Below are 22,335 nucleotides of genomic sequence, written 5' to 3'. Positions count from 1 at the left end.
CGGGTGGAGCCGCGTGTCGTTAAGCGACGACCGAAACAGCATTGGCTACTGACGAAGCCGCGACACGTCTTGCAGGCGCAGCTACGCCGACGGCAACAGCGACGTAAGCGGTGGGCTTAAAGCAGTGCCATTGGGGACGCTGCCATTTACGACGACGGAAAAGAAGTTAAAGGGTAGCGTCCCTCCCATTTTTCCCCTTTTTCGTTTTTTTGGGCGGAGTTTTTCGACGGGAAGCATGCTTCGCGGAACTCGGCAAGACACCAGCCAGGCGCGCGAACTCAAGCATGTCCTCCATCCAGGCAAGCCGCTGCGCGGGTGTGGCGCGCAACCAAATCTTCAGCTGTTCTTCTTTTACTGCCGCCCAGGAAACCGGCCACGATGAATCCGATTGCTTACTCATCCTTGCCATCCCTCAGCGTCTTGATTTTTTCCAACTGCTCGATGTCTGCCAAATCTTGTTGCCGGCCCGCGATCTGCTTCAAGCTAATAAGATCGTCGATACCGCACACCCTGACTGGAGTTTCCCCAAGATTCATCACAACAGAGCGCAACCAGAGGGCTTCAAATGGAATTTGATGGTGAGCAAAAAGATCAACAGTAAGCCCTGGATTGTCGCGATGAATGAGCGAGAAAACTTCCATATTCTTTTCCTCTACCCAACGCTTACGCTGCTCAAGGTCGGCAAATAAGAGCGGATTGACCGGGATTTGTGGCACGAACCCGTAGCTGGACAATGCATTTATCGTCTTCTCAACCTGCTCAGCGTGCAGATCGATAACGAGGTCTATGTCAGCCGTAGTTCTGACGTACCCATGGAGCACAGTCGCAATGCCACCGACGACAATGTAACGAACATCGGCTAAGCAAAAACACCGCGTCATTCCCGCGAAAGCGGGGATCCATGCCGGGCTAAACAACGTCGGATATGCCGTATGGATTCCCGCCGGCGCGGGAATGACAGCTGTTTCTTGGTACGCACGGCTTAAAGCAGTGCCATTGGGGACGCAACCCTTTTAATCTCCTCTGAAAGACATTTGCCAATGCCCATTGGCCAGCCTCACTTCCCTGCCGTATTTGCCTCTAATTTATTAACCGCCTCCTGGAGTCCGTGAAACACTGATGCAGCTACTTCTTCCGGAAATCCAGCTGGTAGTTTTGCAGACACTTGCGCGACCACCGAAGGAGTCCGTTCAACAATGCTCGAAATGACTCCTTCAACATACTCGGAAAAATTACACTCCCGCGCGGCGTCTAACCAATGACGACGTAGCATTGCCGACCAGCGATAGTGCCGGCTTCTGCCATGAACGGCCATCGCCATCTTCAGTTTCTCTGGAGCAATCTTGTTTGCACCACGACCCATTACCGGATAAACCGATATCACATCGTATATTGGAGTGAGAGAATACTCGCCCTGAGCGGCGATGTGGACACTGAAGTTTTTCGCGTGGCCGTCGGGTGCGGCTAAGAGCCAGAAAAGAACTTGGGCTTTGAAGAATTCACGGCGATCTGTCAAAGGGTCTCGGGCACCTAGCAGTAGCGACATGATGTCGCGAATCCCTGGTCCTCCATCCGACTCATATTTTTGCCCAGGTGATGTCGCTGTTGCTTGGCACATATCTTCTTGAGGCAACCGTAACCACCACTTGCCACTACGTGAGAGACGCCTGTCAAATCGCTCGACGACTAACACGCGCTGATCCTCGAAAATGTCAATTTCGCATTTAGCAACGCGAAGCCCATAGGCACCCATAATCTGAGCACAAAGCCATTCGTTCTCGATCGACGCGCTTAGATCGACGCTAAGATTGCCCACGCGTCCAAGCGGCAGCTTAAAAATGTGCGTCGTCGGCGTTGATCCCAGCGGTCGATGCCAACGACCGTTGCGCCACAAGAACGCTGTTTTTTCCTGCATGCCGGCTAGCGAAATACGAAATGCATCATCGTCTCGCTGCCCGAGAACCGGCCCCGTTACCGTTTCCCGTAGTAGCTGGGCAACCTTGGCATTCGTCAAAGGCTCACTTTCAATTCGCTTGATATTTCTTGGCTCGGTATCGGGCGGCAGGAGCTGTACGGCGCCCACACAATCGCGTCCGACTTGGGTTAAGAGATCGAATGCGTTGGTTGATGATGTGCCAAAGCGAGCTTGAATACGGCGGCGGATCTCTTGGCTGTCGGTAAGGAGATTGTCAAAAAAGGAGGTAACCACTTCGCCTACGTAAGGTACGTCAGGCGGTTGTAGTGGCATGGATAACGACAACGGCCGTGCTTCCTTTCGTTCTAGCCAGGTTTGCGCATAGCGGAACACGTGACGACCTCGCGCATCAACATCCCAGTAACCGACGAGCGCTCCGTTCATCCATACGTTCAAACGCTGAGCTTTGGATGGACGCGGCAAGATCTACCACTCCGACTTTTCGGAAGATTTCTGAACGGCTGTCTTTTCACGCAGAACAAGCTCCAAGCCGAGTGCGGACAACAACTTGAAGAGACTTTCCACCGAGCTTCGTTCAGGAGTGGATTCAAGTGCGGAAATAGTTTTTGGTAACAGCCCCACTCGCCGACCCACATCTTGCTGGGAAGCTTTGCTAATAGCTCGATGTGCTTTTAATGCTTGCGCCAGCTGCTTTGGGGTTCTTGTGACGTAATCCACTTTGTATACCCTCCAGGGGATATGTTGTAAATATACCCTGGAGGGTATACATGTCAACTATCCCCTTTAGGGGATACGGACGTCACTCACTTAATCCATCCTCATGAAGGCATCTCGACCTTCGCGGGTGTATTCGACGATACGTTGTGCGGAGTCGTGGATATGACGGAGATAGGCTAGACCGCGCGTCACAAGGGCCGCGCGTGTTGAAGCACATCGTCTCTATAGTCGTGAATTAGGCCCTGCGGCAGACCTCCGGCCCCTTTAGCTAACGTTGTGTCCGATTCTTTCACTGCTTGCCGGTGGTTGGCTCGCTTGCTTGTTCGAGGATGGCCTGATGGATGGCTTGCCCCAGGAGGGCGTAGTTCTTCATGGCGTCGGGGAGAATATCGAGTATCTCGGCCGCCATTTGCTCTAGGGTGACCCCTTCGACTTCGGCCTCTTCTATATACGCCTGCGCCAATTCTCGGTTGGAAAAAAAGCTCAACGCCAGCAGGATAGAACCAAACTCCTCGTCGATCTCATCGGGTGCGTACTCGTCCCAAATGTTTTCCAGATAATCGTGACCAATGCTAAAGCCTTTCGCCCATTGGCCCAGTGGCGCATCGTTGACGAGATTTTCGATTGCCGGGGAGCGGAGCTCGCAATTCGCCGGCAGCGTCGGGCACTCTTCGACGACTTGCTGATGGATCGAGTTATAAAACGCCACGAATGCCCCAAGAATTTCGTTCGTCTGGTCCAGGCTTTCATAGTTGGGGTCTTGATCATCGAATATCAGCGATACCCAATCTGGCGACGGCACTATCTCTGGCGAGCTGGCGATGGCAAATAAAAATCCGGCGAGCTCGAAATAGCTCATGGTCCCCTCGGGACGTTGCGGATCAGCTAAGAACAGGGCCAAGCGATCGGCTTGGACGTTGGTGAAATCGGCTGTCGTTTGCATCTCTTATTGCCTATTGAGTGTTCTTGCTAGGTAGCGCCAATCAGGCGCGTTTGTAGATCTCGGCGCCGGTGTTCTTGAATTCGACGGCCTTGTCTTCCATGCCTTTGTGTAATGCATCTTCTGCGGCGATGCCTTGGCTGGCGGCATAATCGCGAACGTCTTGCGTAATCTTCATCGAGCAAAAGTGCGGGCCGCACATGCTGCAGAAGTGCGCTAGCTTTGCGCCGTCCTGCGGCAACGTCTGATCGTGAAATTCCTTCGCCTTCTCCGGATCGAGGCCAAGGTTGAATTGGTCTTCCCAGCGAAACTCGAACCGCGCCTTCGATAACGCGTTGTCGCGCAATTGTGCGCCGGGGTGGCCTTTGGCGAGGTCGGCGGCGTGGGCGGCGATTTTGTAGGTGATGATGCCGTCTCGTACGTCTTGCTTATCGGGTAAACCGAGATGCTCCTTCGGCGTGACGTAGCAAAGCATCGCGGTGCCGTACCAGCCGATCTGGGCGGCGCCGATGCCGCTGGTGATGTGGTCGTAGCCGGGAGCGATGTCCGTCGTCAGGGGGCCAAGCGTATAGAACGGCGCTTCATAGCAGTCGCGCAATTCCTTCTCCATGTTTTCTTTAATCAGCTGCATGGGGACGTGACCCGGGCCTTCGATCATTACCTGGACGTCGTGTTGCCAGGCAATCTTGGTTAGCTCGCCTAAGGTTTCGAGCTCGGCGAATTGGGCGTCGTCGTTGGCGTCGGCGATGGAGCCGGGGCGCAGGCCGTCGCCGAGCGAGAAGCTGACGTCGTAGGCCTTCATGATGTCGCAGATCTCGTCGAAGTGCGTGTACAGAAAACTTTCCTGGTGATGCGCGAGGCACCACTTGGCCATGATCGAGCCGCCGCGGCTGACGATGCCGGTTAAACGATTGGCGGTGAGCGGCACGTATTTCAAACGCACGCCGGCATGGACGGTGAAGTAGTCGACGCCTTGCTCGGCTTGTTCGATCAAGGTGTCGCGGTAGATCTCCCACGTCAGGTCTTCGGCTTTGCCGTTTACTTTTTCCAGCGCCTGGTAGATCGGCACGGTGCCGATAGGCATCGGTGCGTTGCGCAGGATCCATTCGCGGGTTTCGTGAATGTTCTTGCCGGTCGAGAGATCCATCAACGTGTCGCCGCCCCAGCGAGCGGACCAGACCATCTTTTCGACTTCCTCTTCGATACTCGAGCTGACGGCCGAGTTGCCGATGTTGGTGTTGATCTTCACCAAAAAGTTACGGCCGATGATCATCGGCTCGAGCTCAGGATGATTAATATTCGCGGGGATGATGGCACGGCCGCGGGCGACTTCGGCGCGGACGAATTCGGGCGTGATCGCGTCGGGAATGCTGGCGCCGAAGTGTAGTCCGCGGTGTTGCTTGAGCAGCAATTTATAACGCGGGTCGTGGCGCAGTTCGTTTAAGCGTAGCGTTTCGCGGATGGCGATGTATTCCATCTCGGACGTGATCATGCCCTTGCGGGCGTAGTGCATCTGCGTAACGTTGCCGCCCTGCTTCGCGCGGCGCGGCTTTCTAATGTGTTCGAAGCGTAGCGACGCGAGCGCGGGGTCGGCGTGGCGAGTGCGGCCGTAGTGCGACGTCAGGTCGGGCAGGATTTCGGTGTCGTTGCGCTCTTCGATCCACCGTTCGCGCAACGCGGATAGACCTTTTAGTAGGTCGATGGTCGCGGTCGGGTCGGTGTAGGGGCCGGAGGTGTCATATATAGAGATAGGCGGATTTTCTTCCGGTGTCGCCGATGTGTGCGTGGAAGTCTGCTGCACTTCACGCATGCCGACGCGAATGTCCGGGCGCGAGCCGGTGATGTAGATCTTGCGCGAGTTAGGGTATGGGCGCGTGGCTTCGTCGGATAGGGCCGCGGCTTTCTTAATAAAGTCTTTGGGAATGGCGCTCATCGCTTGCTCCTCGCCCGGGTGGGGGCGGAAAAACGGGCGTAGGCGCGATCTTTATATAGAAGTAGGTATATATAGAGAGGCTTTCCTACGCCGGGGTTAACCGGATCAGGTTCGAAGGGTATGTCTCAGCCCAGTCGTTGTCCGGGCACCCCTAGCCGATGGGGCAAGTTAGAGGATCGAGGGGGTGAATGCAACTGAACGGTGATTAACCCCCTCTCCCCGTTCCCCTCCCCCGCGAGGGGGGAGGGGAACGCAGCGTTTAGTGAGTGGCACTTGCTTGTCTGCCTTTGTTAAACGGCTTAGGCTACGGCGCCTCGGCCCCACCCCGACCATAATTTATGCAAGCCATGAACTTAACAATCTCCCGCCGCAAAATGTTGGATCAGCAGATTCGACCATGGGATGTCCGCGAGGAACGCCTGCTCAGTATCATCGCCGGCTCGCCGCGCGAGGACTACATGTTGCCGGAGCATCGCAACCTCGCTTACGTCGACATGAGTCTACCGATCGGCTTCGATCAAGTGACGATGGCACCGAAGCTCGAAGCGCGGTTGATACAGTCGTTGGATCTCACATCGAAAGATAAGGTGCTCGAAATCGGCACCGGCAGCGGATACGTTACCGCCCTATTGGCGCAGCTTGCCAACCACGTGCACAGCGTTGAAATCATTCCCGCGCTGGCGCAACAGGCGAAGAAGAAGCTCGCCGAGCACAACATCCGTAACGTAACGATCGAAATCGGCGACGCTGCGCGCGGTTGGGCGAAGCATGCGCCCTATGATGCGATCTTCGTCGGTGGCTCGTTGCCGTTACCGCCCGACGCCATCAAAGAACAGCTCGCCCCCGGCGCACGCATGGTTGTCATCGTCGGTCGCACACCGGCGATGGACGCGCGGCGGATTGCGCGAGTCGCGCATGGTTGGGACGAAGAGTCGATGTTCGAGACGGTCGTGCCAGCGTTAGTCAATGCGCCCGAACCCGCGAAGTTTATTTTTTAAAGTCGTTGTCTGATGGCGACCTCTACACGTTAATTAAACTCCGCTGACACAGTTTTATCGTTGACACGGTGCTTGCACGACGTTAGCTTGTCGCGCCCACGGTGATGATTCACCGTGGAGTTTAAACGGTGGCCAAGGACGGCGATCGCGGTAACCCCCGTTGTCGTATTGTCGTTTGTTTTGCCCCCACTTTTTTTAATTAGCGGATTCAAGGATGAAAATATGCGCCGTAAAAATCTGGACACGACTACCGCAGCATTAGCAGCACTGTTCATCGCTTGCTCGATCGCCACGATGGCGCATGCCATCGCCGACAACTTGGACGAAAAGCCCAAGACCGTGTTGGACGCACGAACAAGAAGCATGCTGGCTAAACAACGTGCAAAAGAGTTCATCGGCAAACAGGAAAAAGCGCTGCACGATAAACTTCGCAGCCCGACGAACAAGGTCGATGGCAGCACCGTTATCGGCATCTGGGCGCAACTTCCGCGCGAACAGTTGCAGTTCGATCAATCCGCCGAGGACGCCGGCTTGGCGATCCAGACGGAAATCTCCGCCAAGTACCACCAAAACGCGACGCGCGCGATTGCCGAGTTCATCGAATCGCGCGGCGGCAAGATCGAATATCAAGCGCAACATGCGCCGTTGGTAATCGCCGCCGTCCCCAACAAAATCGTTCCCCAGCTGGAACGACGTGCCGACGTAGAAACGCTGTATCTCGGCCGCGAATACAAACCCAATAGCGATCTGCCGCCGACGGCAGTCAACACGCCATCGAACGACACCGATGCCGCCGTTCCCGTTGCCGGCGAAAACGGCCATCAGATCGTTGGCCATCCGTCGTTCGCCGATGGCAGCTACTGCGATCCGACGTTCGCACCCAGCAACTCACCAACCATCGACACCGATACCGACGCTATCGCCAACACCGACGCCGCTTACCTCATCAGAACCAAGCGCGCGATCAGCAGCGATACCCTGCGTTTAAGCGACTCGCACATCATTGCGTGTACCGAGTGGGCCATCAACAACGGCGCGCGCGTTCTTAACTACAACTTCGACTTCTATTCGAGCAGCACGATGGTGGCGCTCGATCGCTACGTCGACTATGTCGTGCGTCACCGGGTGGTGGCGATGGCACAACCGACCATCAATCTCGTCGGCCAGTGCGTGATTGCCCATCGCAATGTATCGAGCTCGGCCAAGGGTGGCCCGGTCATTGAGCAAGTCGTTCCGGCCAAAGACAGCGAGCTCGAATCGGCGGTCAAGGTGAACTTCTCGCTCCAGCGTGGACAATTTCCGGTCGCGCTTTCGAGCCTACGACTGGCGATCGACGGCACCGATGTCACGCCGCGGGCGCGCATTACCGCAACGAACGAGGGTCCGGCGCGTTCGGGTGAAATTTCGTTTACGCCGCATACGGACATGCCGGACGGCAGACACACCGCCCAAGTGAATTTCACCGATACTCGCGGTAATTCCTCGTGTTATCAGTGGACGTTCTACGTGGACAAACGCTAGTGAGCTTGTCTGTCCCCAATAAACGGCTTAGGCTACGCGCCGCTCGTTCCAACGTCGGTGCCTTTTTTACCATGATGATTCAACCCATTGCCGCCCAACAATTACAAGAATGGCTCGCTCGCGACAGCGAGCAACCGGTCGTGCTGGATGTTCGCGAAGCGTGGGAACTGCAGAAGTGTGCGCTGCCGCAAGCGACGCATATTCCGATGGGGCAGATTCCGGCGCGCGTCGGCGAGCTCGACAAGAACGCCGATATCGTCGTCATGTGTCATCACGGCATGCGCAGCTTTCAAGTCGCGAACTACTTGGCGCGTGTCGGCTTTGGCAAGGTCTACAACTTAACGGGCGGGATTCACGCTTGGGCGACGCAAGTCGATCCCAATATGGCGAAATACTAAAACAGCCAACGGTCGGCGACGCGCCTTGCGCCGCCGACCGTTGGCTGGACGATTAGAGATGGAACGCCAGATTCAACTGCAACGACTCCACGTTGTCGCGCTCGACCAGCTCAACGCGTAGCTGCGTTTGCGGGTTCAAGTTGAAGCCGACGCCAGCGCCGAACATCAATCCGTCGTCGTCACCGAAGTCAAAACCGACACGTCCGAGTATCTCGGTTTGCGGGCTCATCACGAAATGGAATACACCAGCCGACCACAATCCCTTGGCGCGCGCATCCGCTTTTGCGCAGATGTCGATGCCGACGGCATTGACGCACTCCTCAACTTCCATCTCGCCGGTATCCATGTAGCCGGCTTCGACGTCGAAGTTGATATTGTTGGCAATGGCACCGAATTTGTAACCACCGAAGAACTGGTAGCCGAAGCCGGTATCGGAATTGTCGACCTCGTTCAAGCTGGCGCCGACACCGAAGAAAACCTGCTGCGGATCGAAGCCGCCGTCGGCGGCCATTGCGGATGAGAAGGTGATGGTAAGCAGAACAGCTGCCAGTGATCTGGCGATGGTTGTTTTCATTTTTGCTCCAATTATTGTTATTGCGGCGAATCAGCGGCGCAATTTCTACCGGGTTGAGACGAAAGATAATAGCGGTGGTTCAGGCAGGCATCGGTTTCTCCGAACCGTCCATCGGATTATGTGGTAATTTCGCGGCTATTGGCGGGCGGTAACAGCGTTTCGATCAGTTTCAGCGTGCGCGCCAATGCGCCGCGGTTCTCTTCGATCAAGCGCTTGCCGGCCTCGCCCGCCTCGAATCGGCGGTTGGCGTTACCGAGGAAATCGGCGAGCGCCGGCGCGAGCTGTTCGACATTGGCAACCTGCGTACCGGCGCCGCGCTCGAGCGTGAGCCGAGCGATGTCGACGAAGTTGAACATGTGCGGACCGAAGACCGTGGGCGTGCCGACAGCGGCGGCTTCGAGTACGTTGTGTCCGCCGGTGGGTACCAGGCTGCCGCCGACATAAGCGACGTCGACCGCGCCGTAAAACAATTGCAGCTCGCCCATGGTGTCGCCGATCAAGACATCCACCGACGAATCGATCATCGTGCGCTCGCTGCGCAGCGCCACGCGACAACCTTGCCGCTTCGCCAAACGGGCGACGGCGCCGAAGCGCTCTGGATGACGCGGGACTAGCACGAGCAACTGGTTAGGAAAGCGCGCATTGAGTTGCGCGCGTGCCTGCAAAATTAACTCCTCCTCGCCTTCGTGGGTGCTGGCCGCGAGCCATACCGGTCGAATGCGGCCCCACTCGCCGCGCAACAGCTCGGCCGCCTCGCGCAAACTGGCCGACAAGTTCACGTCGAATTTGATGCTGCCAGTCACATGAATCGACGCCGCCGGCGCACCCAATTGCTGCAGGCGATCGGCGTCCGCTTGCGATTGCGCCGCCAACACCGCGGCTTGCGCCAAGGTCGCGGCGGTCATGCGCTGCACTTTTAGGTAACGCTGGAACGCCGATTCGGAGATGCGCATGTTCGCCACCACGATCGGAATCGAGCGCGCCCGGCATTCGCGGAAAATATTCGGCCAGAGCTCGGTCTCCATCATGATGGCGATATCGGGTCGCGCCTGATCCAAAAAACGCCTGACTGCACCGGGCAAATCGTACGGCACGTAGCAATGGGCGACATCGTCGCCGAACAGCGCTTGCACTTGCTCCGAGCCGGTTGGCGTCATGGTGGTCACCAGTACGCGATGCTCCGGATAACGCGCCGCCAGCGCCTTAATCAGCGGCGCCGCCGCGCGCGCTTCGCCGACGGAAACAGCGTGCAGCCACAACACCCGCAAAGCACGTATCGGCGGAATGCGACCGAAACGCTCGGGAATACGCTGCCAATAACCGCGATTGCGAAAGCCGCGCCAATAGAGCCGGAGCGTGATGAACGGAACCAACAAGCGCAGCAATAAGGTGTAAAGCCGCATCATCATGACAACACCCCGAGCTGCGCGAGTGCGCGCGTTACATCATTTAGGTTTGGCGGAGCGCCTTGGCCACCGAGGCTGACGACGCTCGCCGGGTTCGTCGGCAGCAGCCCGGTCAAATGCGGCGAGCTGTCGATATACAACGCCACGGTCGGACGACCGAGAGCGGCGGCGAGGTGTACCAAGCCGGTATCGACCCCGACTACCGCCGCCGCCCGATCAAGCACGGTTGCCAATTCGCGCAAGCGCAAGCGCGGTGCCACAACAGCGCCCGCCACTTGCTCGGCGAGACGACGCGCGCGGGCCTGTTCGTGGGCGCCGCCCCACGGGAAAAACGGCGTCAACCCCTGGCGCATTAGTGCGTGGCCGAGTGCAACCCAGTCGGCATCGGGCCAGCGCTTGGAATCGCGGCTGGTGGCATGCAGGCAAACGGCATAACGCGCCGGCAACGTACCGGCGAGCGCGGCCTCGGCCGGCACACGTAAACCGTAATCCGGCGGCGGCGTCGGCAAAGCATAGCCGAACGCCTGCGCTGCTAAATCGCGATTGCGCACGACCGCGTGCCGACCGCGCGCGACGTTATAGGTACGCTGATAAAACCGAGCGGCGTTGCGCTCACGCACGGTCGCCGCGTTCTGGCCGCTGATGGGCGCGCCGGCCAAACGGGCGATGATCGCGCTCTTCAGTAAACCCTGCGTATCGAGCACGGCGTCGTAGCGCACTGTGCGCAGCGTCTTCCGCAATGTGCCGATCTCGCGCCAAGTCGACGGCGCCCACAACCGCCGGCGCCAACGGCGCACCGCCACCGGAATTACACGCGTGACGCCGGGGTGCAGCGCTGGGATATCGGTAAAGCCTTCCTCGACCACCCAATCGATTTGCGCGCCGGGCACATGCGCCACGAGATCGGTAACGATGGGAAGGTTGTGAACCACGTCCCCCAAGGACGATGTCTTTATTATCAGAATGCGGGGCATAGGTTATTTTCGCACAGTAATCGCCGACTACGGCAACGCTTCGTCGCAGGATAAGCACAACTCGCGGGCGACTTTTCCGGAAATTCTCATACAATACGCCGCATGTCAGAACCGCTCTCGGTGGTGGTGATCACCCGCAACGTCGAACGCGAGCTGCCCGCTTGCCTTGCCAGCGTCGCGTTCGCCGAGGAACGCCTGGTCATCGATTCCGGCAGTACCGACCACACGCGCGCCGTCGCCGAACGTTTGGGCGCGCGCGTGCTGCAGCAAGACTGGCTCGGTTACGGGCGGCAAAAACAATTCGGCGTCACCCAGGCACGGCACCGCTGGGTACTGTGCATCGATGCCGATGAGCGCGTTACCGCCGAGTTACGTACCTGCATTCAAGCCGTGCTGCAGGCGCCCCGCTTCAGCGCTTACGCCATGCCACGCTGCAACCGCTTCATGGGCCGCTGGCTGCGACACGGCGAAGGTTATCCGGATTGGAGCGTGCGCTTGTTCGACCGCGACCGTGGTGCCTGGAGCAATGATCCGGTACACGAGAAAGTCGTCACCAACGAATCGATCGGCCGACTCGACGGCGATCTGTTGCACGAATCGGAAAACGGACTCGCCGATTACCTCGCCAAGCAAAATCGTTACACGACGCTGCAAGCGGAAATGTTGTATGCCCGCGGCAAACGCGCTCGCCTCGGCAAACTTGTTATTGGACCGATGTTTCGTTTCGTGAAGTTTTACGTTTTGCGGCGCGGATTTCTCGACGGCGTTCCGGGGTTGGTGCACATCGCCATCGGCTGTTGGAACAGTTTCACCAAGTACGCGAAGCTGCGCGAGCGTTACCTTACGACGCCACGTTCGCCGGTGCCGGCGAACGAACGAGTTGTTGATAAGCCGCAAACGCCTGATCCACGCTGATATCGCCGACTTCCCGGCTCGGCGGCTGCAGTAACACGTGCGGCACGCCCCAGGGATACCAATGGGTGGCCTCGGACTTACCAAAGAAACAAAGAATCGGCTTACCGAGCGCCGCCGCGAGGTGCATGGCGCCGCCGTCGCTGCAGATCACGCGATCGCAGGCCGACAAGCCACCGATGAGCTGCGCCAACTGATCGGTGGGATAGCCAACGATAGGAACATCGGCCAACCCTTGCAGAATCGTGCGCGCTTTGGCGTCGTCGCCCGGGTGCAACGCATTGTCGGCCGCGCCCGGCGACCAGAATAAAACAAACACCGCCTTTTCGGCGTCATGAATTCGGCGGATCAATTCGATCACGCGCGCCTCGATCCAGCGATTGCTCGGCTTGCGAGCACTGATATGCACGGCGATGCGCGGTCGACCGCTGGCGCCGGCGCGTGCTTCGATCGATGCCGCCGCTCGCTGATGCTCGGCCGGATCGGCGACGACGCACATTGCTGGCGGCTTACTGCGAATACCAAACGGCGTCAGCAACCGGTACATGTTCTCCACTTCGTGCAGCGGCAACTTGTCGGCCGCGACCGGCAAATCGACACCGCGCAATACCTGCCCTTGCGAGTTGGCAAAAGCGACGATATGACGCGGCCGCAATTTGCGCGCCAGCGCCACCGTGCGGTGCGTGCCGCCGTGACCGACAACGACCATGTAATCGAACCGCCGCCGCCGTAGCCGCCAGAGCAAGGCGATGTAGCCGCCAATGATGGCCCAACGGCTCTGTCCGGCGGCGCGATGCTTGAGCTTGGTGTATACGTGAACTTCGTCGACGTCCGGATGGCGATTGAGCACGGCGGCGTTGTAGCTGTTCACCAACGTTTCGATCCGTGCGTTCGGAAAACGCTGTCGTAGCGCGCGCAACAGCGGCGTTGTGCAAACGAGGTCGCCGATATTTTCGCGACGAATAACGAGAATCCGAAGTGCCGCCTGCGGATCGGCTACCGACATCAATCCGTCCCTTTAGCGAGCCGCTGCCGCCGGCGAAACGCGGCATAGCCGAGCGTCATCCCCAGTAACGACCAGAACAGCAGCGAATTTTCGCGCGAGAAGAACATATCGGTCATATTCTTTACGATCACGCCGGCCACCAATGCAAGCCCCGCCGCGCCAACCCGCATGAGCTGCACGTCCGGATCGCGATAGATCCGCCATAAGTGGCGGATGATGGCGCCGAACAACAAGAACAGCACCAGCACGCCGAAAATGCCGAGCTGCATGCCGTAGTGGAGAATCAGGTTGTGCGGGTGCCAGAAGGTCGGATCGACCTTTGCCAGCTCCGGATATGCCGTACTAAATGAACGCAGACCGAAGCCTAGCCCGGTCCACGGTTGCTCCCAAAAGTGGGTGCTGATAAAGCTCCAGATCTGCAGCCGCGGATCGTGCGAGGCGGTTTGCTCGACGACCACGAAGATATCGCTGATTTCGTTGGCACCCGCCAATTGCATGCGATGCCGCAGAACGAACAGCAAAGCGACAACGCTTGCAACACAACCGCCAACCAGGGAGTACAGGATTAACCGCCGTCGCTTACGATCGGCCGTGCGCGCAGACAGCAAACCAAAAAACACGAGCGCCGACGAAACTAGCGCAATCCAGAAGATTCGGTTGCCGGTGGCAAAGGCCGTCACCAACAATAATGCCATGATGATGCCCATGAGCGCCTTGCGCGACGAACTAAAGCGCGGATCGAGCAGCGACAACAAGAAGAACGGGAACACGCTAACGATAAAAGTGGTATAGGAACCGACACCGGGATAAAGATAACGGATGTACCTGATGGTATCGCCGTGATACCACGCCACCAGCGCCCCTATCAATATGAAGCTCGCCGATAGCCACAACCAGTTCATCCAGCGTTGCCAGGTTGCGTCGTCACGCGTTTGGCTGAAAAACACGAAGTACGCGAGGATCGTATAGAAAATTTCGTTTTTTATTTCACTAAATGAATAAGCGACATGTTTGGTCCAAAGCAACGATATCAGCGCCAGCCCGGTCCATAACAGTAGCGGAATCTTTAGCGGCAATGGCGGCATGTCGGTTCGCTGCACAATCATCGCGCTGACGAGCCCCATGCATCCCAGCGCTATCAGCCGCAAGCTAACGGTGTGCGGCAGTGGCAGTACTACCAGAAACATGCCCACTAGCAGAACAAAAGCACGCTCAAGATAAGTAACTGGGAAAAAATGTCGTTGCGGAAAAGTAATGGCCATGTCGAATTTTAGGCTGTGACTAACCGCTCGGTTGCTTTATCAGCGGTTAGTCTGATTGAGTCGATTACGCTTAATGGACGCCAGGTCGGACCAAATTATTTACTCCACGGCCCACCGAATTTCCCCAGCCTTTGCATGATATTAGCACGCGCTTTTCGACTTCCGTGTCGCGATAGCGAAACACGATAACCTATCGCCGGATCAATTGCAGAACAGCCCATATGCCCGACAAACGCTTTAAGCGCCGTCGACCTCTACAAGCGGTCCTTGGCCTGTGGGATTGAGCCATCGCTCACCGGCGTTTTACGCCGGCGTCACCGATTGCTTGTAGTCGTACCGACAATCCTTGTTGTACCGCATCGAAAACTCGGTCGACCGTGATCTCCGCATTCGATGCAGATCCGTCGCAATTATAGAGACGCGGATGATTGACCGCTAAAAAACACGGATGTTCCAACGGCCCACATAAGCGACTGGGGGAAAGACAGTGAAAAACACCGACCAACGGGATATCGAACGTACTCATGATATGCGTCGGCCCGGTATCGATCCCCACATAAATGTCTGTCAGGCTCATAATCGCCGCCGTTTGCCGCAATGTTAAGCAGCCGGCGTACAACGTCGCGCGATCACCCAACCGCTGTTTGAGCCAATCGGTCCGGCTTTGTTCGTCGTTGCCGCCATATATAAGGAATTGCGCCTGCGGCCAGGACTGCATTATCCGTTCTGCCAGACCGGCGAAAGATTCAACCGGCCAGTCGCGGTACGACTTTGTCGGAAAGCTGGCCAGTTGCAGGCCGACGATTGGGCCTGCCCCCGCCGGCAAATCGCCGGCGAGCCGCTGCTTCGCCCAATCGCGCTCGGCTAGATCGACACAATAGGCCAGCCGCAAACCGGCGGGCGGAATGCCTAACGCGTCGGTCAAACATAACCGTTGCTGCACGACATGCACATCGCCGTGCGTCGGCGGCGCTTCGACCGCTCGATACAGTCGCTTATTCAGTGCCGAATCTTTTTGCCGATAGGCGACAACCCGTTTGGCAACGCGCAGTGCATAAGCGACAAGCGCTTCGTCAAAGCCATAAACCACCGCGTAATCGTAACGACGCCGGCCCATCCAGCCACGAAAAGGGGCCGACTTCTTGGAAATTTTTCCGACCTCGGCAAGAAACGGTAGGCCGTTCAACACTTCCACCCGCCGATGATGGCCGAGCGCGGTAATTCGGCAACCCGGATAAGCCGCGGCAACCGCGCGCATTGCCGGTGTGGTGAACACGGTATCGCCGATCCGAGCGACGTTGATAAACAAAAAGGACGGAGCGGATTCAGGCGTAGCCATGGACGAACGTTGCATGTTCCTGTTTTAGCTCTCTTCGACGCCACTTATGACGAACGTTTCTCGCCGGCGGAATACCACGCCTTAAAATATTTAAGAAAGGTGTACAAAAACGCATACACGCCGCTGACAACGCCGACACGGCCATCCTTCCAAGACTTCTTGAAAAAGTACCACTTGATGAACGCAAACCAAGGATTCAGAAACGCCCGCGCCAGCGACGGCGACACCTTGCGGAATTGGCATAAGCGGCTGGTATAAGCATTGAGCTTATGAAACACCTCGTGCAGCGAATAGAAAGTGTCGTGCGCTACGTGCCCGGCGATCACGCGGGTCGAATCGAAACCCATGACTTTGTCGTCGACCGGCGAGTCGTTGAAGCGCGCACGACCGCGGTGAAACAGCCGGACCGGGTAATCGGGCGAGCTGACGGGGTAAATCGCATGTACTGGTCGATTCAACACGCGCCAGAAACGCGAAATACGGTACGCCACCGACTCGTCGTTTAGTTCGTTCTGCTTTAACGTGCGAATGTTTACTACGGTCGCATCGTCGAGCACTTCGTCGCTGTCCATGCACAGCACCCAGTTATGGCGCGCGAGCGTGGTCGCGTAATTCATCTGATCGGCGTGGGTCGTGTACTTGCGGTAAGTCGACTTGACGCCATTCGCGGCAAGAATAACTAACGTTTTGTCGCTGCTGCCCGAGTCGACGACGATCAACTCGTCGGCAATTTGCAACAACGGCTTCAGACACTCCTCGAGCAAGCGCTCGGAGTTGAATGTCAGCAGGCAAACGGAGAGCGATTTCATGCAGCGATTAACACGGAAATTTATTCACTTTCATTTTATTGCCGACTTTTCGGCCAACAGCGATCCATAGAGATCGATCAACAGGCGCGACATCGATTCTAGCGTCAATCCTTCAACCGCTGCCCGCGCTGCCTGTGCCATCGGTGCACGGTCAATCATGGCGGCGACGGCACGCATGTGCTCGGTCAGCTGCGCGACGTCGAGCGCATCGGCGACGTAACCGTTGACGCGCGGCGTTATAAGCTCGGCAGCGCCGCATTTTGTGCTCGTAATCACCGGCAATCCGCTGGCCATGGCTTCGACGACGACATTCGGAAACGGATCGTACAGCGTCGGTAACGTCAGTGCATCGGCCGCGCCGTAGTACGGTTTGACGTCGGATTGGACGCCGAGAAATTGCACGCGCCCGGCGATACCCAAGGTCTGTGCCTGGCGTTCGTAGTGTTTGCCGCTTTTATCGCGGCCGACGACCAGCAACCGGCAGCTATCGGGCAGTCGCGCCAGCGCTTGCAGCGCCCGCGCCAATCCCTTGCGCTCGAAGCCGGAGCCGACGAACAGAAACAGCGTCGCCGACTCGGGAATGCCGCAACGCGCCCGCACCTCGGCACGCTGCTGCTTTAACCGCGGATGAAACGCGTCGGTATCGACGCCGTTGCGGATGACGTGCAGCTTTTCGACCGGTACGCCGAAATGGCGCACGATTTCCTGCCGCACCATCGCCGAATTGCAGATCACCGCGCGCAACTGTGCGCTCTGAAACATGCGGCACTCGGCGGACAGTACGTAACGGTGGTAGGGATTGATCTCGTTCAACAGACGACCGACCGGACTCACCGTCAACGCCCGCAGGTTAAGCCATTCGCGGTGCACGCCATCGCCGGCGCGATAGATATCGCAGCCGTAAATACGTTCGTGCGATTGAACCAAGTCGAATTGACGAGTCGCGGTCAATCGGCGCACTGCATGCGCAAACGACCAGTCGCGCCAGCAACGGCCGAGGTAGAACGGGTTGCAGGTTAGCGTTTCGTAGCCCGGCGTACCGCGCCACTTGCGCGCGATCAACGTTACACCGACGCCCTGCTGCCGCAGCGATTCGAGCGCGCGAGCGACGAAACGCTCAGCGCCGCCGTCGTCGGTGTAGCGCTGTCGAACGATCGCAAGCGACAGCGGCTTCACGCGATCTGGCGTACGGCGGTGAGCACTTGCTCGACACTAATAACACTCATGCATTCGGAAAATTTTCCCTGGCCGCAACCATCGAGCCCGCACGGTCGGCAGGAATGGTCGGAAGTCAGAATACGCGAGGTCACTTTCCACGGACCCCATTCGAGATCGCCGCTTGGGCCGAACAACGCCACCGTCGGCGTACCCATCGCCGCGGCGATATGCATCGGCACCGAATCGACGCCGATGAAACATTTGGCGCGCGCAGTGAGCGCCGCCAACTGCTTGAGCGACAAACCGCCGGACAGATCGACCACCGGCGTACGCACGCTGCGCAACACCGCGCGCACGAACTGCAGTTCCTGCTCCGCCGGCGCCGCGGTAATCACTACGCGCTCGCCGGTTGATTGCAACGACTCGATCAACGCGGCGTACTTGTCGACTTCCCAGGTTTTAAAAAACCAGCGCGAAGTCGGATGCAGATGAATGAACTGGCGCGGCGCCAAGCCCGATTGCCGCAGCAAATCGTCGACCGACAACTCGGCATCGGCCCCCGGCACGAGCGTCAGCCGGCGCTCGTCCGGACCGGGATAAATACCGATGCGCCGCAATGCGTCGAGATGTAGCTCGACGCGATGGCGCGGCTTGGCCGGTATCTTATAAGTATGCGAAAAGCTGCCGTGCCAAAAACGGCCGCGGCGCTCGTAGCTTTGCGCTACGCGGATGTGCGGCGTTAGCCATTGCGCGAGTAAGGCCCCGCGGTAGCTCTCGGTCAAATGAATCAGCAAATCGTAACGGCGCGCGCGCAATTGCTTGAGCAGTTGCCACTCGTGGCCGAGCCGGGCGAACGGCGTTTCCTTTTTCCAGGCGCGGTCGATGGTGTGGACGTTCGCGATCGCCGGATGCAGGGTCAACATCTCGCGCGTGTCGTGATACACCAACGCGTCGAGCTCGAGATGCGGCGCGTGGCTTTTCAAGACGCTGAATACCGGCGAGGTGAGCAACACGTCGCCGTGATGCCGCAGCTTTACCACCAGCACGCGCGACATCTCGGTGAGATCGACTGCGTCTTTGAGCAAGTGCGTGGTCGCGCTACTCATGCCCGCCGATCTCGGCCAACGCCGATTGCACCTGCGCCGGTGCAATATCGAACAAGCAGCGCAAATGCCCGAGCGGGCACTCGCGCTCGAAGCACGGACTGCAGGAAACGCCGAGATAAACCACACGCGCACGCGTGCTCAACGGCGGCGTATGCCGCGGATCGGACGAGCCGAAGATCGCCACCATCGGCCGGTTGAGCGCCGCGGCGATGTGCATCAGCCCGGAATCGTTGCTGACCACAGCGGTCACCAGCGCCAACAGATCGATCGCCTCGCCCAGCCGCGTATGACCGGCGAGATCGACGCAGCGGCCGTGCGTTAACCGCTGGATCTCGCGCGTCGTTTCCGAATCTTTTTCCGAGCCGAACAGCCAAACGTCCCACCCCTCGTTGAGCTTTGCGTTAGCGAGGTCGGCATAGTACTCCTCCGGCCAGCGCTTGGCCGAACCGTATTCCGCGCCCGGCGCCAGCGCCAGGATCGGCTTGCCGGACAGACTTATATTAAGCCGCGCCAACGCCGTTTTGGCCTCGTCGGCCTTGGCGATCAAGCGCGGCGGCGGCAGATCGTTCGGCAACGGCTCGTTAGCCGGCAACCCCAGCGCCGCGAACCGATCGACCATGCGCAACAGCTTCTTTTCATCCAACCGGCGCATGTCGTTTAACAAACCATAACGCAACTCGCCGACGTAGCCGGTCCGTTGCCGTATACGCGCCGCGAATGGAACGAGCGCCGACTTGAGCGAGTTCGGCAACACGATCGCCCAATCGTACTGCCGGCGGCGCAAGGTGCGGCCGATGCGCAACCGTTCTAATAGATCGAGCCGACCGTGCGCAAACGGTGCAGCGATCGTATCGTCCACCTCCGGCATGCGCGTCAACAGCGGCTCGGTCCAAGCGGGCGCAAGCACGTGCAGCTCGGCCAACGGATGGCGCTGTTTCAAGAGTCTGAACAAGCTCTGCGCCATGACCATGTCGCCGATCCAGGCCGGACCAATAATAAGTATCTTCACAGTTGATCGAGCGGGCTCAACACGCCCTTGCCGCCGCGATTGAGAACGTGGGTGTAAATCATGGTCGTACTGACATCGGAATGCCCGAGCAGTTCTTGTACGGTACGAATGTCGTAGCCACCTTGCAACAAATGCGTGGCAAATGAATGACGCAACGTATGCGGCGTCGCCGGCTTAGCCAACGCTGCATCTCGAACCGCTTGCTTGATCGCGCGTTGCAGCACCTGCTCGTTGACATGATGGCGCTGGATGACGCCGCTGCGCGGATCGGTCGACGCCTTGGTCGCGGGAAAGACGTATTGCCAACACCACTCGCGATTGGCGTTGGGATATTTTTTCTCCAAGGCATAGGGCAGGTACACCGTACCGTGTCCTTGCTCGATCTCCTGGCGATGCAACGCGTGCACTTGCTCGATATGCTGCTTCAGCGAAACAATCACCGCCGCCGGCAACATCGTCACCCGATCTTTCAACCCCTTGCCGTCACGCACGATAATTTGCTTGTGTCCGAAATCCACGTCCTTCACCCGCAGTCGCACACACTCCATCAATCGCAAACCGGAACCGTACAACAAACTCGCCATCAACCAGTACGTTCCCGACAAACGCGACAGCACTGCCTGCACCTCCGCTTGCGTCAACACCACCGGCAACCGCTTCGACACTTTCGCCTGCTCGACGTCATCGAGCCAAGGCAATTCTTGGTTCAACACTTCGCGGTAAAGAAATAGCAACGCCGATTTCGCTTGGTTCTGCGTCGACGCCGACACCTTGCCGACAACCGCCAGGTGCGTCAAAAACGCCTCCACCTCGCGCGCCCCCAATGTCGACGGATGCTGTTTATTAAAATAGAAGATGAAACGCCGAATCCAATCGACATACGCATGCTCGGTACGAATGCTGTAGTGCTTCAGCCGAATCTTCCCCCGCACCTGATCGAGCAGCCGAGGCGCTTGTGCCATTGACGTATCTTGCGGTTCCATTAGGCGGTGCTAAAATTTTCTAAGTTTATGAATATATGTCGTTATCATATCCCGAACAAGAATTTAGAATTGTATTGACGCAATATTTTGCGTCAAATGGGACATCTACTTTCGTTAAGCGGCAGGAAAATTCATGACTCAAGTCATTCCGGTCGAAATCGGATGCCAACCAAGCCCATCGGGTTCCGGTGAGTTGATTGTTCAAGATTGTGAATCCACATTTGTAGTGTTTATCGCGATCGATACCAAAAAGTCTGTCCGTGGCTACTTGGAAGACAAGGGAATCGCGGTGGTCGAATGCCTGGGGTCTTGCCAGACAAAGCACGGATACCCGAACGATGACGGACGAGATGAACATCCACTTTTTAACTTCGGTTTATCGAGAGTGCACGGAATTTCAGAAGTTGAGAATTCACCTTGGGTGACGGAAGTAGCAAAGCAAATGACGGAAACGACTCGCCGTATTTGGGGTACCCCCGAAACAAAGAAACAAAGAAAACTGAGACACTTCATTTTCAAATTCAAGGAATCGACCTTTGAGTGTATTGCTTCTGACTTGACCGTTTCCTTTCATACCGAGCCGTATACAGAGGTGGTGAAAAAACTTCTACAGAAGGTGAGTTCGTGAACAAAGGCCGCTTAACAAGGCGCTCGAACTGACGCCGTGGGACAGCGGCGCGTTTCCTGACACTCCGCGCCCGGCGCGGCTCAGCTCTGCGTTAGGTGGCATCTTCGTAATGCAAGTGAACTATCGGTTTGCAAAAGAGGCGGACGTCCCGGGTATCGCTCCACTCTGGGAGGAAGGTATGGCCGTTCATGCACCGTTTGATCCACGATTTCCACTTTGCGAGAACGCTGATGAGCTGTTCGTGAAGTTCATTCATGCAAAGATCATCGATCCAGACGCTATCGTGCTCGTCGCTGAAATGGCGAACACCCTCGTTGGGTATTGCTTGGCGCACATTGCGATGCATCCGCCCATCTTTACCAGACGGCCATTTGGATACATCGACGATTTAATGGTGTCGTCTCTTTATCGACGGCGTGGGATTGGGCAATCACTATTCAACGCGGTTGCGAAGGCTATAAGGAGCCGAGGCGTGAGAAATATCGAGGTTTCTTTTATGTCGCAAAATGACATGTCTCGATCGTTCTGGCGGAAACTTGGATTCATTACTCGGCTTGAAACAGCTCGTCTCGAATTTAATGCCCCCTAATCGGGTAAGGGCCGGCATCTAACCGGCCCTCCCCACACCACCTAGCATGCGGGTCCGCACTAGGCGGTTGAAGCAGGGTAATGAAAACGAGTCCACTGGTCTTTGATCGACACCAACCCTTGTTCCTTGAGCCACGC

At 57.6% G+C, this 22,335-nt stretch carries 22 protein-coding genes and 1 riboswitch; of the genes, 7 read left to right on the top strand and 15 right to left on the bottom strand.

The genetic code is table 11. The features are described 5' to 3' along the window. Window positions 1–284 precede the first annotated feature (284 nt). Window positions 285–689, top strand: a complete 405-nt coding sequence (locus tag HY308_02470; GenBank protein ID MBI3897143.1) for a hypothetical protein — start codon at window positions 285–287, stop codon at window positions 687–689. 368 nt (window positions 690–1,057) lie between these two features. Here HY308_02470 and HY308_02465 read toward each other — a convergent pair whose 3' ends face one another. The 4 genes from HY308_02465 to thiC form a co-directional block, all read right to left on the bottom strand. Then, window positions 1,058–2,359, bottom strand: coding sequence for a type II toxin-antitoxin system HipA family toxin (locus tag HY308_02465; protein ID MBI3897142.1), 1,302 nt, complete (start codon window positions 2,357–2,359; stop codon window positions 1,058–1,060). 42 nt (window positions 2,360–2,401) lie between these two features. Continuing rightward, window positions 2,402–2,653: a helix-turn-helix domain-containing protein gene (locus HY308_02460; protein ID MBI3897141.1), complete on the bottom strand. Its 252-nt coding sequence runs from the start codon at window positions 2,651–2,653 to the stop codon at window positions 2,402–2,404. A 289-nt stretch (window positions 2,654–2,942) separates the two neighbouring features. Further along, window positions 2,943–3,596 carry a YecA family protein gene (locus HY308_02455; GenBank protein ID MBI3897140.1) on the bottom strand — a complete coding sequence of 218 codons (654 nt, stop codon included), beginning with the start codon at window positions 3,594–3,596 and terminating at the stop codon, window positions 2,943–2,945. 40 nt (window positions 3,597–3,636) lie between these two features. Beyond that, window positions 3,637–5,526, bottom strand: coding sequence for a phosphomethylpyrimidine synthase ThiC (thiC, locus tag HY308_02450; GenBank protein MBI3897139.1), 1,890 nt, complete (start codon window positions 5,524–5,526; stop codon window positions 3,637–3,639). A 65-nt stretch (window positions 5,527–5,591) separates the two neighbouring features. Further along, a riboswitch (TPP riboswitch) is annotated at window positions 5,592–5,689 on the bottom strand. Window positions 5,690–5,873: 184 nt separating this feature from the next. Between thiC and HY308_02445 the strand changes: the two genes are divergently transcribed. The 3 genes from HY308_02445 to HY308_02435 all read left to right on the top strand — a co-directional run bounded on the left by HY308_02445 (window position 5,874) and on the right by HY308_02435 (window position 8,443). Then, the gene (locus HY308_02445; GenBank protein MBI3897138.1) at window positions 5,874–6,524 is read left to right on the top strand and encodes a protein-L-isoaspartate O-methyltransferase; all 651 of its coding nucleotides are present in this window, start codon (window positions 5,874–5,876) and stop codon (window positions 6,522–6,524) included. A 222-nt stretch (window positions 6,525–6,746) separates the two neighbouring features. Beyond that, on the top strand, window positions 6,747–8,045 hold the full coding sequence (locus tag HY308_02440; GenBank protein MBI3897137.1) for a hypothetical protein: 1,299 nt from the start codon (window positions 6,747–6,749) through the stop codon (window positions 8,043–8,045). Between the two features lie 74 nt (window positions 8,046–8,119). After that, window positions 8,120–8,443, top strand: coding sequence for a sulfurtransferase (locus tag HY308_02435; GenBank protein ID MBI3897136.1), 324 nt, complete (start codon window positions 8,120–8,122; stop codon window positions 8,441–8,443). A gap of 52 nt (window positions 8,444–8,495) precedes the next feature. Here HY308_02435 and HY308_02430 read toward each other — a convergent pair whose 3' ends face one another. From HY308_02430 to waaC, 3 genes are all read right to left on the bottom strand, one after another. After that, window positions 8,496–9,017, bottom strand: coding sequence for a hypothetical protein (locus tag HY308_02430; GenBank protein ID MBI3897135.1), 522 nt, complete (start codon window positions 9,015–9,017; stop codon window positions 8,496–8,498). A gap of 116 nt (window positions 9,018–9,133) precedes the next feature. Continuing rightward, window positions 9,134–10,426 carry a lipid IV(A) 3-deoxy-D-manno-octulosonic acid transferase gene (gene waaA, locus HY308_02425; protein ID MBI3897134.1) on the bottom strand — a complete coding sequence of 431 codons (1,293 nt, stop codon included), beginning with the start codon at window positions 10,424–10,426 and terminating at the stop codon, window positions 9,134–9,136. Next, entirely contained in the window at window positions 10,423–11,397 is a 975-nt protein-coding gene (gene waaC / locus HY308_02420; protein MBI3897133.1) for a lipopolysaccharide heptosyltransferase I, read from the bottom strand. The genes waaA and waaC overlap by 4 nt, the downstream gene beginning before the upstream one ends. Before the next feature lie 102 nt (window positions 11,398–11,499). Between waaC and HY308_02415 the strand changes: the two genes are divergently transcribed. After that, window positions 11,500–12,312 carry a glycosyltransferase family 2 protein gene (locus tag HY308_02415; GenBank protein MBI3897132.1) on the top strand — a complete coding sequence of 271 codons (813 nt, stop codon included), beginning with the start codon at window positions 11,500–11,502 and terminating at the stop codon, window positions 12,310–12,312. On the opposite strand, the gene HY308_02410 is transcribed toward HY308_02415, so the two are convergent. The 8 genes from HY308_02410 to HY308_02375 all read right to left on the bottom strand — a co-directional run bounded on the left by HY308_02410 (window position 12,239) and on the right by HY308_02375 (window position 20,981). Next, window positions 12,239–13,315 carry a glycosyltransferase family 9 protein gene (locus tag HY308_02410; GenBank protein ID MBI3897131.1) on the bottom strand — a complete coding sequence of 359 codons (1,077 nt, stop codon included), beginning with the start codon at window positions 13,313–13,315 and terminating at the stop codon, window positions 12,239–12,241. The two genes, HY308_02415 and HY308_02410, sit on opposite strands and share 74 nt — an antisense overlap. Then, window positions 13,315–14,502, bottom strand: coding sequence for an O-antigen ligase family protein (locus tag HY308_02405; GenBank protein MBI3897130.1), 1,188 nt, complete (start codon window positions 14,500–14,502; stop codon window positions 13,315–13,317). Before HY308_02405 ends, HY308_02410 begins: the two co-directional genes overlap by 1 nt. A gap of 367 nt (window positions 14,503–14,869) precedes the next feature. Then, window positions 14,870–15,916, bottom strand: a complete 1,047-nt coding sequence (locus HY308_02400) for a glycosyltransferase family 9 protein (GenBank protein ID MBI3897129.1) — start codon at window positions 15,914–15,916, stop codon at window positions 14,870–14,872. A 44-nt stretch (window positions 15,917–15,960) separates the two neighbouring features. Then, window positions 15,961–16,725 carry a glycosyltransferase family 2 protein gene (locus tag HY308_02395; GenBank protein ID MBI3897128.1) on the bottom strand — a complete coding sequence of 255 codons (765 nt, stop codon included), beginning with the start codon at window positions 16,723–16,725 and terminating at the stop codon, window positions 15,961–15,963. Window positions 16,726–16,755: 30 nt separating this feature from the next. Then, window positions 16,756–17,901, bottom strand: a complete 1,146-nt coding sequence (locus HY308_02390) for a glycosyltransferase family 4 protein (GenBank protein ID MBI3897127.1) — start codon at window positions 17,899–17,901, stop codon at window positions 16,756–16,758. Then, window positions 17,898–18,968, bottom strand: coding sequence for a putative lipopolysaccharide heptosyltransferase III (rfaQ, locus tag HY308_02385; protein ID MBI3897126.1), 1,071 nt, complete (start codon window positions 18,966–18,968; stop codon window positions 17,898–17,900). Before rfaQ ends, HY308_02390 begins: the two co-directional genes overlap by 4 nt. Window positions 18,969–18,981: 13 nt before the next feature. Continuing rightward, window positions 18,982–19,959, bottom strand: coding sequence for a lipopolysaccharide heptosyltransferase II (gene waaF, locus HY308_02380; protein MBI3897125.1), 978 nt, complete (start codon window positions 19,957–19,959; stop codon window positions 18,982–18,984). A 35-nt stretch (window positions 19,960–19,994) separates the two neighbouring features. Continuing rightward, a complete protein-coding gene (locus HY308_02375) occupies window positions 19,995–20,981 on the bottom strand; it encodes an integron integrase (protein ID MBI3897124.1) in 987 nt (328 codons plus the stop codon). Between the two features lie 133 nt (window positions 20,982–21,114). On the opposite strand from HY308_02375, the gene HY308_02370 reads away from it, so the two are divergent. Together HY308_02370 and HY308_02365 are read left to right on the top strand one after the other, a co-directional pair. Then, window positions 21,115–21,609, top strand: coding sequence for a hypothetical protein (locus HY308_02370; GenBank protein MBI3897123.1), 495 nt, complete (start codon window positions 21,115–21,117; stop codon window positions 21,607–21,609). Between the two features lie 109 nt (window positions 21,610–21,718). Continuing rightward, window positions 21,719–22,198, top strand: coding sequence for a GNAT family N-acetyltransferase (locus tag HY308_02365; protein ID MBI3897122.1), 480 nt, complete (start codon window positions 21,719–21,721; stop codon window positions 22,196–22,198). The last annotated feature ends 137 nt before the right edge of the window (window positions 22,199–22,335 follow it).

The sequence above is a fragment of the Gammaproteobacteria bacterium genome (assembly GCA_016199745.1).
Lineage (GTDB): Bacteria > Pseudomonadota > Gammaproteobacteria > Acidiferrobacterales > Sulfurifustaceae > JACQFZ01.
The sequence above is the reverse complement of the archived record's forward strand: the minus strand, read 5'-3'. Positions and strand labels throughout refer to the sequence as shown.